Here is a 13,664-nt window from a genome sequence, read left to right on the forward strand (position 1 = left end):
TTCCGAGCTTATATCGAGGGTTTTTAACGAGAAGTCTCTAGGGTGTAACGGGGGAGTTGGAGAAAGTGACTGTAGTCTAAAGCCTTTGAGTTTGTCGTAACGGTCCTGGTGTTCCGTAGGCGGCAATAAAAAAGGCGTAACCCTTAAAGGATTACGCCTTGTTGGTATGTCGAAAACTTATTGCAAAACTTCAATGACACCGTCTGCGCTCATGTTGACCTGACTGGTGCCGGCCTCCACTTCAGGCGTGGGCGCTGAATCGGCCATGGCCGCTTTCATCATCATCCCGCCGCGCGCATACGGCTGTGGATAACCATTGGTGTTGAAGTTCAGGTTGACGATCTTGTAGCCCTTGCCGCCCAGCGCATCGGTGGCCAGTTGCGCGCGAGCCTTGAACGCGGCAACCGCGTCTTTGAGCAGCGCGTCTTCGCTGGCCTTGCGCGTGCTGTCAGCGATGGCGAAGTCCATGTTGTCCATTTTCAGGGTGTTCAACAGCTCGCCGGTGAGTTTGGACAGCGCCGGGAAGTCCGCGCTTTCCAGGCGCAGTTCGGCGCGTTCGCGCCAGCCGGTGATTTTTTGGTTCTTGCTGTCGTAGATCGGGTAGCTGTTGCGGCTGCCTTGGCGCAGGGTCACGGCCTTGACTTCACGCGCCTGGCCCAGGGCCTGGTTCATAGTGGTGGTGATTTCAGCGGCCAGCTTGGCCGGGTCGGCGTTTTGCGCTTCGGTGTAAAGAGTGACGATCATCTTGTCGCGCGCCACTTCCTGGCTGACTTCGGCGCGCAGGGAGATCTGGTTGTAATGCAGTTCATCGGCGGCCATGGCCGGCAGGCTGGCCAGGGCGCTGGCGCCGAGGGTGAGAACCGCTGCACTGCGAGTGAAACGAGACATGAAAGCTCCTTGGGATTGTCGTGTTCGGTATGACTGTAGACGGTGGCATCGGGTTCTTCGGGTTTACACATTCCCTACATCTTGCAGCAGCCCCGACGAGCGGTCATCTGCGCGCCTGCGTCAAAGAGCCACACGCGCCGTGCCAGGCGGTCTGCTTCGTTTATACTCGTGCCGATCCGCCTGCAGCGCTCATCGGGAGAGCTCATGCTCGCCGCCGTAAAACTGACTTCCGCCACCCGCCAGAACCTCTGGCGCCTGACGTTCATTCGCACCCTGGTATTGGCCGCACAGGCAGGTTCCGTCGGGCTCGCCTATTGGTTCGACCTGTTGCCGCTGCCCTGGCTGCAACTGGCGGTGACCCTCGGCTTCTCCACCGTGTTGTGTGCGTTTACCGCGATTCGGTTGCGCACCACATGGCCGGTCACCGAATTGGAATATGCCCTGCAATTGGCGTGCGACCTGTTTATCCACAGTGTGTTGCTGTATTTCTCCGGCGGTTCCACCAACCCGTTCGTTTCTTATTACCTGGTGCCACTGACCATTGCCGCCGTGACGTTGCCGTGGCGCTATTCGGTGGTGCTGTCGGGCATCGCGCTGACGTTGTACACCTTGCTGCTGGCGCAGTTCTATCCTTTGCAGACGTTTCCCATCGCCCGGGAAAACCTGCAGATCTACGGGATGTGGCTGAGCTTTGCGCTGTCCGCCGCCGTGATCACCTTTTTTGCCGCGCGCATGGCCGAAGAGTTGCGCCGCCAGGAAGAACTGCGCGCAATTCGCCGTGAAGAAGGCCTGCGCGACCAGCAATTGCTGGCCGTCGCCACGCAGGCCGCAGGTGCCGCCCACGAGTTGGGGACGCCGCTGGCGACCATGAGCGTGCTGCTCAAGGAGATGACCCAGGACCATCACGACCCGGCGTTGCAGGATGACCTCAGCGTGCTGCAGGAACAGGTCAAGCAGTGCAAATTGACCCTGCAGCAGCTGGTACGCGCCGCCGAAGCCAATCGACGCCTGGCGGTAGAAATGCAGGATGTCACCCAGTGGCTCGACGAAGCGCTGAACCGTTGGCACCTGATGCGTCCCGAAGCCAGTTACCGGTTCAGCCTGTTGGGCCAGGGCAGCGTGCCACGCATGGCGCCGCCGCCGGACCTCACCCAGGCCTTGCTCAACCTGCTGAACAATGCGGCCGACGCCTGCCCGAAGGCCTGGGCGTGCAGTTGGACTGGGACGCGGAAAACGTCACCATCAGCATTCGTGACCACGGCGCGGGCGTGCCGCTGGCCATTGCCGAGCAAATCGGCAAACCGTTCTTTACCACCAAGGGCAAAGGCTTCGGCCTCGGCCTGTTTTTGAGCAAGGCCAGCGTGACCCGCGCGGGCGGCTCAGTGAAGCTCTATAGTCATGAGGAAGGTGGCACGCTCACCGAGCTGCGCCTGCCCCGTGTCGCACGAGGAGATATCGATGAGTGACGAGATCCAAGTCGAAGGCGAAGAACTGCCGCATCTGTTGCTGGTAGATGATGACGCCACCTTTACCCGCGTGATGGCCCGCGCCATGAGCCGTCGCGGTTTTCGCGTCAGCACTGCGGGCTCAGCCGAAGAAGGCCTGGCCATCGCCCAGGCCGACCTGCCGGACTACGCCGCGCTCGACCTGAAAATGGACGGCGACTCAGGCCTGGTGCTGTTGCCCAAGCTGCTCGAACTCGACCCGGAAATGCGCGTGGTGATCCTCACCGGTTATTCCAGCATCGCCACCGCCGTCGAAGCGATCAAGCGTGGCGCGTGCAATTACCTGTGCAAGCCGGCGGATGCCGATGACGTGCTCGCCGCGCTGCTTTCCGAGCACGCCGACCTCGACACCCTGGTGCCGGAAAACCCCATGTCGGTCGACCGCCTGCAGTGGGAACACATCCAGCGCGTACTGACCGAGCACGAAGGCAACATCTCCGCCACTGCCCGCGCCCTGGGCATGCACCGGCGTACGTTGCAGCGCAAACTGCAGAAACGCCCGGTACGGCGCTGAACGAAGACTGAACAATCTGCCTCAGGCTGCACGGAGCCGTGAACCGATCGCCTATGATCGGTTCAAACGCCTGTCATAATTTCCTACCGAGCCTGAACGATGAATCAGAACGCTGAATACTCCGCGGTCAATGATGCGGTGCGTGGGCAATTCTTCCGCCGAACCTGGGCGATGATCACGCCGTATTGGCGCAGTGAAGAGAAGGGCCGGGCCTGGTTGCTGCTGGCTGCCGTGATTGGTTTGTCGCTGTTCAGCGTGGCGATCTCGGTGTGGATCAACCACTGGTACAAGGATTTCTACAACGCCCTGGAAAAGAAGGACACGGCCGCCTTCTGGCAATTGATCGGTTACTTCGGCGGCATCGCGGCCGTGGCGATCCTCGGCGCGGTGTATCGCTTGTACCTGACCCAGATGCTCACCATTCGCTGGCGTGCCTGGCTGACCGAAAAGCACTTCGCGCGCTGGCTTGCCCACAAGAACTACTACCAGCTGGAGCAGGGCGGCTACACCGATAACCCGGACCAGCGGATCTCCGAAGACCTCAATACCTTTACCACCAGCACCTTGAGCCTGGGCCTGGGACTGCTGCGCAACGTGGTCAGCCTGGTGTCGTTCTCGATCATCCTGTGGGGCGTGTCGGGCAGCATCGAAGTGTTTGGCATCACCATTCCCGGCTACATGTTCTGGTGTGCGCTGCTGTATGCCGCCGTGGGCAGTTGGCTGACGCACCTGATCGGGCGACGCTTGATCGGTTTGAACAATCAGCAACAGCGCTTCGAAGCGGACCTGCGTTTCTCCATGGTGCGGGTGCGTGAAAATGCCGAAAGCATCGCCCTCTATAACGGCGAGCCGAATGAAAAGCAGCGCCTGAGCTCGCGCTTCGGCAAGGTCTGGCACAACTTCTGGGACATCATGAAAGTGTCCAAGCGCCTGACCTTCTTCACCGCCGGCTACAGCCAGATAGCGATTATCTTCCCGTTTATCGTCGCCGCGCCGCGCTACTTCACCGGCAAGATCGAACTGGGCGAGCTGATGCAAATCAACTCGGCGTTTGGCAATGTGCAGGAAAACTTCAGTTGGTTCATCAACGCCTACTCGGAACTGGCGGCGTGGCGTGCCACCAGCGACCGTCTGCTGAGTTTCCAGCAGGCCATGAGCGACAACGAGCAGCGCGCCCCGGCCATCGATGTGCGCCCTGAAGGCGAACACCTGGTGATCAAGAATCTGGGCATGGACCTGGCCGATGGTCGTCACTTGCTCACCGACGCCGACATGATCGTGGAGCCGGGTCAGCGCGTGATGCTCAGTGGGCGTTCCGGCAGTGGTAAAAGTACGCTGCTGCGCGCAATGGGCCATTTGTGGCCAGCAGGGCATGGCAGCATTCGCCTGCCGGCAACGCGTTATCTGTTTTTGCCGCAGAAGCCTTATTTACCGATTGGCACGTTGAAGGCAGTGTTGAGTTATCCACAAGAGGACAGCGCCTACCCTGCGCAACGTTATGCACAGGTACTGGAAACCTGCCGCCTGCCGCATCTGGTCAGCCGTCTGGATGAAGCCAACCACTGGCAGCGCATGCTCTCGCCGGGCGAGCAGCAGCGCCTGGCCTTCGCCCGCGCCTTGTTGTTCGCGCCGCAATGGCTGTACATGGACGAAGCCACCTCGGCCATGGATGAAGAGGATGAAGCGACGCTGTATCAGGCGCTGATCGATGAATTGCCGGGGCTGAGCATCGTCAGCGTCGGTCATCGCAGCAGCCTCAAGCGTTTCCATGGGCGGCATGTGCGGATCGAGGGTGGGCGGTTGCAGGAACAGCAACCGGCCTAAGGTCATGTGGGTTCAAGTGTGGGAGGGGGCTTGCTCCCACATTGGATCTTCACTGAGCAACAGAAACGGCCCAATAAAAAGCCCGGCTGATCATCGATCAGCCGGGCTTTGTGTTGCTGGAAGCTAACTTACTTCTTCAAGCCGTAATGCTCATCCAGCATGCCTGGGGCGTCCGGCGTTTTTGGCGCGTAGTCCCGTGGCGGTTCCTGGTTTTCCCGGGGCGGGGTCAGGCGTTCCCGTGGGGTCTGCGGTGCATCGGAATGCAACGCGGCCAGCAGGCGCTGGCGGGTGATGTCGTCGAGGGCCAGGCGGTTAGCGCCATCGGCGAGATGATCCTGTACTTCCTGGTAGCTCTGGGTGAGCTTCTTGACCAGGGTCGCGGTGCTGTTGAAGTGGGTAACAACCTCGTTCTGATAACTGTCAAAACGTTCCTGAATGTCATCCAGCTGACGCTGCGTGCGGTTAGGCGCGGCATTCGGCAGCAGGCGAGCAACCAGGAATCCAATGGCGACACCGGCAACCAGGGCAAGAGTCGGCAACAACCAAACTAAGAGCGAGTGTTCCACGAGTCCTTCCTCTATAAACGGCTTTGCTTTACGTTAACGGCTCAAACCTGCGCTGTATACCGCGATTAAGCTCGCAATGATGCCATGCACAGACTTTTAGCTAGACGAGTCGACCCCTTGAGAGGTCACGGAGTTCATCCTTGCTCATGCGTGAAACCCCCGTTTTGATCGATGGCCCGGTGGGTCAATTGGAAGCCCTGTACCTGGATCACCCCGCCCACGCGGTCTGGCGCTGATCTGCCATCCTAACCCGGTGCAGGGCGGGACCATGCTCAATAAAGTGGTATCGACCCTGCAACGCACCGCCCGTGATGCCGGCTTGATTACGTTGCGTTTCAATTATCGTGGCGTCGGCGCGAGTGCCGGTAGCCACGACATGGCCAGCGGCGAAGTTGACGATGCCGAAGCGGCCGCCACGTGGCTGCGGGAAAAACACCCTGATCTACCGCTCACCCTGCTGGGCTTTTCCTTCGGTGGCTATGTGGCCGCCAGCCTCGGCGGGCGCCTGGAAGCCAAGGGCGAGAAGCTGGCGCACCTGTTCATGGTGGCTGCCGCAGTGATGCGCCTGCGTGACACGGATGTGCTGCCACATGATTGTCCGTTGACGCTAATCCAGCCGGAAACCGACGAAGTGGTCGACCCGCAAGTCGTCTACGACTGGTCAGGCGCCCTGAAACGCCCCCATGAGCTGCTGAAAGTGGCAGAATGCGGACACTTTTTTCACGGCAAGCTCACCGATCTGAAGGATCTGGTGCTGCCGCGCCTCTCGAATTGATAGCAGTCTGATAAGCGATTACCCATGACGACGCGTACCCGTATCCTCACCGGCATCACCACCACCGGCACGCCGCACCTGGGCAACTACGCCGGTGCGATCCGCCCGGCGATCCTTGCCAGCCAGGACGCCAATGCCGATTCCTTCTACTTCCTGGCCGACTACCACGCCCTGATCAAATGCGATGACCCGCAGCGCATCCAGCGCTCGCGTATGGAAATCGCCGCGACCTGGCTGGCCGGTGGCCTGGATGTGAACCGGGTGACGTTCTATCGCCAGTCCGACATCCCCGAGATTCCCGAACTGACCTGGCTGCTGACCTGCGTGGCCGCCAAGGGCCTGCTCAACCGCGCCCATGCCTACAAAGCCTCGGTGGACAAAAACGTAGAGGGCGGCGAAGACCCGGATGCGGGCATCACCATGGGTCTGTACAGCTATCCGGTGCTGATGGCAGCGGACATCCTGATGTTCAACGCGCACAAGGTGCCGGTGGGTCGTGACCAGATCCAGCACGTGGAAATGGCCCGTGATATCGGCCAGCGTTTCAACCATCTGTTCGGCAACGGTAAAGAATTCTTCACCATGCCCGAGGCGTTGATCGAAGAAAGCGTCGCCACCTTGCCGGGCCTGGATGGCCGCAAGATGTCCAAGAGCTATGACAACACCATCCCGTTGTTCACCAGCGCCAAGGACATGAAGGAGGCAATCTCGCGGATCGTCACCGACTCACGCGCCCCCGGCGAGGCGAAGGACCCGGACACGTCCCACCTGTTCACGCTGTACCAGGCATTTGCGAGCAAGGCCCAGGAGCAAGAGCTGCGCAGTGAACTGCTGCAAGGCCTGGGCTGGGGTGAGGCGAAGAATCGTCTGTTCCAGTTGCTGGACGGTCAATTGGGTGAAGCGCGCGAGCGTTACCACCAACTGATGTCGCGCCCGTCAGACATGGAAGATCTGCTGCTGGTCGGCGCCAAGAAGGCCCGTGCCGTGGCGGCACCGTTCCTCGCCGAGCTGCGCGAAGCGGTGGGCTTGCGTTCGTTCGTCAACCAGGCTGCGGCGCCGGTTGCCACCAAGAAAAAGGCGGCGAAGGCCGCGCGCTTCGTGAGCTTTCGTGAAGACGACGGCAGCTTCCGCTTCCGCCTGTTGGCCGCCGACGGCGAGCAACTGCTGCTGTCGCGCACCTTCGCCGACGGCAAGGCGGCGGGCGCGGTGACCAAGCAATTGCAAAGCGGCGGTACCTTGGACATACGCACCCAAGCCCTGGGCTTCAGCGTATGGCTGGGCGACGCGGCCGTGGCCGACAGCGCCGAGTTCGCCGACAGCGCGTCCCGTGACGCCGCCATCGCCGCCTTGCGCGTCGCGCTGACCCCCTCCGAGGATTAACCCGACCAAGGGTTGATTGCCATTATCCAGGGCCGTCGTTACAGTGACGGCCCGTTTTTGTTGCCTTGCTAACGAAATTATGACGCCCCTAGAACGATATCAAGCTGATCTGAAACGCCCTGACTTCTTCCATGACGCGGCCCAGGAAAATGCGGTGCGTCATTTGCAGCGCCTGTACGAAGACCTGGTCGCGGCTTCGCAAAGCAAGCAGGGCATGCTCAGCAAGCTGTTTGGCAAGAAAGACCGCACGCCGGTCAAGGGCCTGTACTTCTGGGGTGGCGTCGGCCGGGGCAAGACTTACCTGGTGGACACCTTCTTCGAAGCACTGCCGTTCAAGGAAAAGGTCCGCACCCACTTCCACCGCTTCATGAAGCGCGTGCACGAAGAGATGAAGACCCTGCCGGGGGAGAAGAACCCGCTGACGATCATCGCCAAGCGTTTCTCCGACGAAGCGCGGGTGATTTGCTTCGATGAGTTCTTCGTCTCCGACATCACCGATGCCATGATCCTCGGCACCTTGATGGAAGAGCTGTTCAAGAACGGCGTGACCCTGGTCGCCACCTCGAACATCGTGCCCGATGGTCTCTACAAGGATGGCCTGCAGCGCGCACGCTTCCTGCCGGCCATTGCGTTGATCAAGCAGCACACCGATATCGTCAACGTCGACAGCGGCGTCGACTATCGTTTGCGTCACCTCGAGCAAGCGGAGCTGTTCCACTTCCCGCTCAATGAGGCGGCCCACGACAGCCTGAAGAAAAGCTTCCGCGCGTTGACGCCGGAATGCACCCAGGCCGTGGAAAACGACAAGTTGATGATCGAAAACCGCGAAATCATCGCCTTGCGTACCTGCGATGACGTGGCCTGGTTCGAATTCCGCCAACTGTGCGACGGCCCGCGCAGCCAGAACGACTACATCGAATTGGGCAAGATCTTCCATGCGGTGATCTTGAGCGGTGTGGAACAGATGGGCGTGACCACCGACGACATCGCGCGGCGTTTTATCAACATGGTCGACGAGTTCTACGACCGTAACGTCAAGCTGATCATCTCGGCGGAAGTCGAGCTCAAGGACCTCTACACGGGCGGTCGCTTGAACTTCGAATTCCAACGCACCTTGAGTCGTTTGCTGGAAATGCAGTCCCACGAATTCCTTTCGCGCGGCCACAAACCGTAAGGCCGATGTAGATCAAAGTGTGGGAGGGGGCTTGCCCCCGATTGCGGTGGATCAGTCAGTACATCTGTTACTGACAGACCGCTATCGGGGGCAAGCCCTAATGCCAGTCAGTTAAGGACGAACACTGTACCTGTGGCGAGGGAGCTTGCTCCCGCTGGGCCGCGAAGCGGCCCCAAAAATGGGACTGCTGCGCAGTCCAGCGGGAGCAAGCTCCCTCGCCACAGGTTACTTTTTACCCTTTCTACTTCTTAACTGACTGGCATTAGGGCAAGCCCCCTCCCACATTGGTCCCGTATAAGCCGCTGCTTATGCCGCCTGCTGGAACTGCTGGCGATACTGATTCGGCGACAACTCCGTGTGCTGCCTGAACAACCGCGCAAAGAAACTCGCATCGTCGTAACCCACCTCATAGCTGATGGTCTTGATGCTCTTGCGGCTGCCCGACAGCAGGCCCTTGGCCGTCTCGATGCGCAGGCGTTGCAGATAATGCAGCGGCTTGTCGCCGGTGGCGGTCTGGAAGCGTCGCATGAAGTTGCGGATGCTCATGCCGTGCTCGCGGGCGACGTCTTCAAAGCGGAACTTGTCGGCGAAGTGTTCTTCGAGCCAATGCTGGATCTGCAGGATGATCACATCCTGGTGCAGCTTCTGCCCGCCAAAACCGATACGCCCTGGCGAGTAGCTGCGCTGCACTTCATACAGGATGTCGCGGGCCACGGCCTGGGCGATGTTGGCGCCGCAGAAGCGTTCGATCAAATAAATGTAGAGGTCGCAGGCGGAGGTGGTGCCGCCGGCGCAATACAGGTTATCGGCGTCGGTCAGGTGCTTGTCCTGGTTGAGCTGCACCTTGGGGAACCGTTCGCTGAAGGCGGTGAAGAAGCGCCAATAGGTGGTCGCTTCCTTGCCATCGAGCAGGCCGGCTTCGGCCAGCCAGAACACACCGGTGGCTTCCCCGCACAACACGGCGCCGCGTGCGTGCTGTTCGCGCAGCCAGGGCAGTACCTGTGGGTAGCGGGTGCACAAGGCCTCGAAGTCGTCCCAGAAGGCGGGCAGCACGATGATGTCGGCATCTTCCAGGCCGCCGTCCACCGGCATGATCACATTGCTGAAGCTGCGTACCGATTGCCCGTCGGGGCTGACCAGGCGCGTCTCGAATGCGGGCGTCAGGCCCAGGCCCTGTTGCTTGCCATACCGCAGGCTGGCGAGATGGAAGAAATCTTTGGCTTGCATGAGGGTTGAAGCGAAGACCCGATCGACGGCCAGGATGCTGACGCGCCGCAAGGGCGTGGAGATTTGGTTAGACATAATTTCATTTATTCTTATAGGGGAAAGTGGTCACCAGACGGCTGGATCGTCTTATTTTTTGTCGCATGTGTCCAGTGTCCCGTGACGCATTCGCGGCATAGGCTCTGTGAGCCCGTCCTTGTCCGACAATCCTCACAGGTGAGCCATGATTCCCAGAACCTTGTTCAGCCCGGAGCACGAACTCTTCCGCGAAAGCGTGCGTACCTTCCTCGAAAAAGACGCCGCGCCATTCCATGGGCAGTGGGAGAAACAGGGTTACATCGACCGCAACCTCTGGAACAAGGCGGGGGAGGCGGGGATGCTGTGTTCGCACGTACCGGAAGCATACGGCGGGCTGGGCGCGGATTTCCTTTACAGCGCGGTCGTGATCGAAGAGATCAGCCGCCTGGGCCTGACCGGCATTGGCTTTTCCCTGCATTCGGACATTGTTGCGCCGTATATCCTGCATTACGGCAGTGAGGCGTTGAAGCACAAGTACCTGCCCAAGTTGATCTCCGGCGAGATGGTCACGGCCATCGCCATGACCGAGCCTGGGGCCGGTTCCGACCTGCAAGGGGTCAAGACCACGGCGGTGCTGGACGGTGATGACTATGTGATCAACGGCTCCAAAACGTTCATCACCAACGGCTACCTGGCCGACCTGGTCATTGTGGTGGCCAAGACCGACCCCAAGGCCGGCGCCAAGGGCACCAGCCTGTTCCTGGTCGAGGCCGACACGCCGGGCTTCGATAAGGGCAAGCGCCTGGAGAAGGTCGGCATGAAAGCCCAGGACACCTCTGAGCTTTTCTTCCAGGACGTGCGTGTGCCCAAGGAAAACCTGCTGGGCCAGGCCGGCATGGGCTTCGCATATTTGATGCAGGAATTGCCCCAGGAGCGGCTGACGGTGGCGATTGGTGCACTGTCGTCAGCCGAGGCGGCGTTGCAATGGACCCTGGAATACACCCGCGAGCGCAAGGCGTTTGGCAAGGCGATAGCCGACTTTCAAAACACCCGCTTCAAGCTGGCAGAAATGGCCACCGAGATTCAGATCGGCCGCGTGTTCGTGGACAAATGCCTGGCGCTGCACCTGGAAGGCAAGCTGGATGTGCCCACCGCTGCAATGGCCAAATACTGGGCCACGGACCTGCAATGCAAGGTGCTCGATGAGTGCGTGCAACTGCACGGCGGGTACGGCTTCATGTGGGAATACCCTATAGCCCGGGCGTGGGCCGACGCGCGGGTGCAGCGGATTTATGCGGGGACCAATGAGATCATGAAGGAGATTATTGCGCGGGCGCTTTGATGCTCGTTCCCACGCTCCGCGTGGGAATGCCTCAGATGACGCTCCGCGTCATGGCTCTTGCAGCGGACGCGGAGCGTCCAAGCCGGCATTCCCACGCAGAGCGTGGGAACAATCAATCAAGGCGCCGGATTCGGATGATCCTTTTGAATCGCCTCAATCCCTTCCAGCACTTCCTTGGACAATTTCAAATCGGCACTGGCAATGTTGCTGTCCAACTGCTCCAGGCTCGTGGCCCCGATAATATTGCTGGTCACAAACGGCTGTTGCGTCACAAACGCCAACGCCATCTGCGCCGGGTCCAGCCCATGCTCCCGCGCCAGTGCCACATAACGGCTGCACGCCGCTTCCGACTGTGGGTTGAAATAACGACTGAAACGGCTGTACTCCGTCAGACGCGCCTTGGCCGGGCGCGCACCGCCTTCGTACTTGCCGCTGAGCATGCCGAATGCCAGCGGCGAGTAGGCCAGCAAACCGCATTGTTCGCGGATGGCAATTTCAGCCAGGCCCACTTCAAAGCTGCGGTTGAGCAGGTTGTAGGGGTTCTGGATCGACACCGCGCGGGTCCAGCCACGGGCTTCGGCCAGGGCCAGGAATTTCATGGTGCCCCACGGAGTTTCGTTGGACAGGCCAATGTGGCGGATCTTACCGGCCTTGACCTGCTCATCCAGCGCTTCAAGGGTTTCCTCCAGTGGGGTGAGGTCGTCTTCGTCCTTGTGTTTGTAGCTCAACTGGCCAAAGAAATTGGTACTGCGCTCCGGCCAGTGCAGCTGGTAGAGGTCGATCCAGTCGGTCTGCAGGCGCTTGAGGCTGGCGTCGAGGGCGTCGACGATATGCTTGCGATTATGGCGCAGGTAGCCATCGCGGATATAGTCGATGGTGTTGCCGGGGCCGGCGATCTTGCTGGCGAGGATCCAGTCGGCGCGATCGCCACGGCTCTTGAAGTAATTACCGATATAACGCTCGGTGGTGGCGTAGGTCTCGGCCTTGGGCGGTACCGGGTACATTTCTGCCGTGTCGAGGAAGTTGATGCCCGCGGCCTTGGCCCGTTCGATCTGTGCGAAGGCCTCTGGCTCGCTGTTCTGCTCGCCCCAGGTCATGGTGCCCAAGGCAATCGCGCTCACGTTCAGATCGGTCCGGCCCAGCTGTCGATAATCCATCGGGTACTCCTTCAGGGGAAAACATTCATAAAAGCAGGTTGAATTTTTTTTCGCAATCTGCATAATTGCCCACCTCTTTCTGCAGTGGAAGTGATGCGCCGTCTGCCGAAGAATCTTGCCGTTGAACGGACGCGCTGACCCGAGCCCCCGATAGCGTCTGTATCCGGCTGCCTTTGACCTTGTCAAAGTACGCACTATTCAGTAAGATCCGCCGTCTAATTTACAGGGCGGCCCCTGAGGCTATTAAAGAATGACAACTTTTACTGCAAAACCGGAAACAGTTCAGCGCGACTGGTTTGTCGTCGACGCCGCTGGTCAGACCCTGGGTCGTCTGGCCACTGAAGTCGCCAGCCGTCTGCGTGGCAAGCACAAGCCTGAATACACCCCGCACGTTGATACCGGTGACTACATTGTCATCATCAACGCTGAGCAGGTACGTGTTACCGGCAACAAAGCGCAAGACAAAATGTACTACCGTCACTCCGGTTTCCCAGGCGGTATCAAGTCTTCCAACTTTGAAGGCCTGATCTCCAAGAAGCCTGAAGCCCCGATCGAAATCGCGGTCAAAGGCATGCTGCCTAAGGGCCCACTGGGTCGCGATATGTTTCGCAAGCTGAAAGTCTATGCGGGCGCTGTACACCCTCATGCTGCTCAGCAGCCCCAAGAACTGAAGTTTTAACGGAATAGTTCATTATGTCGGCGACTCAAAATTACGGCACTGGCCGTCGCAAAACCGCAACCGCACGCGTTTTCCTGCGTCCGGGCACTGGTAACATCTCGATCAACAACCGCACTCTGGAAAACTTCTTCGGCCGCGAAACTGCCCGCATGGTAGTTCGTCAGCCGCTGGAACTGACCGAGACAGTTGAAAAGTTCGACATCTACGTCACCGTTATCGGTGGCGGTGTAAGTGGTCAAGCTGGCGCAATCCGCCACGGTATCACTCGCGCTCTGATGCAGTACGACGAAACCCTGCGTGGCGCTCTGCGCAAAGCTGGCTTCGTTACTCGCGATGCTCGTGAAGTTGAACGTAAGAAAGTCGGTCTGCGTAAAGCGCGTAAGCGTCCGCAGTACTCGAAGCGTTAATTCGCTTTACGTTCCACAAAAACGCCCAGCCTCCTCACGGAGCTGGGCGTTTTTTATTGCCTGCGATTTATGCACATTTTTCGCCGTGACAACTTGCCACATCCACAGACCCCCTATACTACAAGGCCTGGGGGTGGTGGCCCGGGCAATTCCCTTGTCATCCGTGGGGCTTTTCATTACCATCCGTCAAAATTTTTATAAGTAAAGATTC

11 protein-coding genes and 2 pseudogenes are annotated in these 13,664 nt (G+C 59.6%); 9 read left to right on the plus strand and 4 right to left on the minus strand.

Translation table 11 applies throughout. From position 1 onward, the window contains the following. Positions 1-177 precede the first annotated feature (177 nt). On the minus strand, positions 178-888 hold the full coding sequence (locus C4J88_RS04065) for an SIMPL domain-containing protein (protein WP_124365817.1): 711 nt from the start codon (positions 886-888) through the stop codon (positions 178-180). 204 nt (positions 889-1,092) lie between these two features. Here C4J88_RS04065 and C4J88_RS04070 point away from each other — a divergent pair. From C4J88_RS04070 to C4J88_RS04080, 3 genes and pseudogenes are all read left to right on the plus strand, one after another. Then, positions 1,093-2,354 (plus strand): annotated as a pseudogene (locus C4J88_RS04070) (ATP-binding protein). Next, positions 2,347-2,907, plus strand: coding sequence for a response regulator transcription factor (locus C4J88_RS04075; RefSeq protein ID WP_010565532.1), 561 nt, complete (start codon positions 2,347-2,349; stop codon positions 2,905-2,907). Before C4J88_RS04070 ends, C4J88_RS04075 begins: the two are co-directional and overlap by 8 nt. A 99-nt stretch (positions 2,908-3,006) precedes the next feature. Beyond that, positions 3,007-4,731, plus strand: coding sequence for an ABC transporter ATP-binding protein/permease (locus tag C4J88_RS04080; protein ID WP_124406276.1), 1,725 nt, complete (start codon positions 3,007-3,009; stop codon positions 4,729-4,731). Between the two features lie 128 nt (positions 4,732-4,859). On the opposite strand, the gene C4J88_RS04085 is transcribed toward C4J88_RS04080, so the two are convergent. Then, entirely contained in the window at positions 4,860-5,297 is a 438-nt protein-coding gene (locus C4J88_RS04085) for a YhcB family protein (RefSeq protein WP_057724532.1), read from the minus strand. Between the two features lie 146 nt (positions 5,298-5,443). On the opposite strand from C4J88_RS04085, the pseudogene C4J88_RS04090 reads away from it, so the two are divergent. The 3 genes and pseudogenes from C4J88_RS04090 (at position 5,444) to zapE (ending at position 8,626) form a co-directional block, all read left to right on the plus strand. Beyond that, positions 5,444-6,072, plus strand: a pseudogene (locus C4J88_RS04090) (alpha/beta hydrolase). Between the two features lie 24 nt (positions 6,073-6,096). Continuing rightward, entirely contained in the window at positions 6,097-7,452 is a 1,356-nt protein-coding gene (locus tag C4J88_RS04095) for a tryptophan--tRNA ligase (protein ID WP_124406277.1), read from the plus strand. A gap of 79 nt (positions 7,453-7,531) precedes the next feature. Continuing rightward, a complete protein-coding gene (zapE, locus tag C4J88_RS04100; protein ID WP_124365820.1) occupies positions 7,532-8,626 on the plus strand; it encodes a cell division protein ZapE in 1,095 nt (364 codons plus the stop codon). 306 nt (positions 8,627-8,932) lie between these two features. On the opposite strand, the gene C4J88_RS04105 is transcribed toward zapE, so the two are convergent. Then, a complete protein-coding gene (locus C4J88_RS04105) occupies positions 8,933-9,853 on the minus strand; it encodes a GlxA family transcriptional regulator (RefSeq protein ID WP_177412769.1) in 921 nt (306 codons plus the stop codon). A gap of 220 nt (positions 9,854-10,073) precedes the next feature. On the opposite strand from C4J88_RS04105, the gene C4J88_RS04110 reads away from it, so the two are divergent. Beyond that, a complete protein-coding gene (locus C4J88_RS04110) occupies positions 10,074-11,210 on the plus strand; it encodes an acyl-CoA dehydrogenase family protein (protein WP_124406278.1) in 1,137 nt (378 codons plus the stop codon). Positions 11,211-11,326: 116 nt separating this feature from the next. On the opposite strand, the gene C4J88_RS04120 is transcribed toward C4J88_RS04110, so the two are convergent. After that, positions 11,327-12,367 carry an NADP(H)-dependent aldo-keto reductase gene (locus tag C4J88_RS04120; RefSeq protein ID WP_124365822.1) on the minus strand — a complete coding sequence of 347 codons (1,041 nt, stop codon included), beginning with the start codon at positions 12,365-12,367 and terminating at the stop codon, positions 11,327-11,329. Positions 12,368-12,617: 250 nt separating this feature from the next. Between C4J88_RS04120 and rplM the strand changes: the two genes are divergently transcribed. Both rplM and rpsI read left to right on the plus strand, forming a co-directional pair. Continuing rightward, positions 12,618-13,046 (plus strand): 50S ribosomal protein L13, encoded by a 429-nt coding sequence (gene rplM / locus C4J88_RS04125; RefSeq protein WP_003171742.1) that lies wholly within the window; start codon positions 12,618-12,620, stop codon positions 13,044-13,046. Between the two features lie 14 nt (positions 13,047-13,060). Continuing rightward, the gene (rpsI, locus tag C4J88_RS04130) at positions 13,061-13,453 is read left to right on the plus strand and encodes a 30S ribosomal protein S9 (RefSeq protein ID WP_003216038.1); all 393 of its coding nucleotides are present in this window, start codon (positions 13,061-13,063) and stop codon (positions 13,451-13,453) included. The last annotated feature ends 211 nt before the right edge of the window (positions 13,454-13,664 follow it).

The organism is Pseudomonas sp. R4-39-08 (assembly GCF_003852275.1).
Classification (GTDB): Bacteria; Pseudomonadota; Gammaproteobacteria; order Pseudomonadales; family Pseudomonadaceae; genus Aquipseudomonas.

Coding starts and splice junctions, on each gene's coding strand:
- C4J88_RS04065 (WP_124365817.1), bottom strand. CDS start 888: ATGTCTCGTTTCACTCGCAGTGCAGCGGTTCTCACCCTCGGCGCCAGC.
- C4J88_RS04075 (WP_010565532.1), top strand. CDS start 2,347: ATGAGTGACGAGATCCAAGTCGAAGGCGAAGAACTGCCGCATCTGTTG.
- C4J88_RS04080 (WP_124406276.1), top strand. CDS start 3,007: ATGAATCAGAACGCTGAATACTCCGCGGTCAATGATGCGGTGCGTGGG.
- C4J88_RS04095 (WP_124406277.1), top strand. CDS start 6,097: ATGACGACGCGTACCCGTATCCTCACCGGCATCACCACCACCGGCACG.
- zapE (WP_124365820.1), top strand. CDS start 7,532: ATGACGCCCCTAGAACGATATCAAGCTGATCTGAAACGCCCTGACTTC.
- C4J88_RS04105 (WP_177412769.1), bottom strand. CDS start 9,853: ATGCAAGCCAAAGATTTCTTCCATCTCGCCAGCCTGCGGTATGGCAAG.
- C4J88_RS04110 (WP_124406278.1), top strand. CDS start 10,074: ATGATTCCCAGAACCTTGTTCAGCCCGGAGCACGAACTCTTCCGCGAA.
- C4J88_RS04120 (WP_124365822.1), bottom strand. CDS start 12,367: ATGGATTATCGACAGCTGGGCCGGACCGATCTGAACGTGAGCGCGATT.
- rplM (WP_003171742.1), top strand. CDS start 12,618: ATGACAACTTTTACTGCAAAACCGGAAACAGTTCAGCGCGACTGGTTT.
- rpsI (WP_003216038.1), top strand. CDS start 13,061: ATGTCGGCGACTCAAAATTACGGCACTGGCCGTCGCAAAACCGCAACC.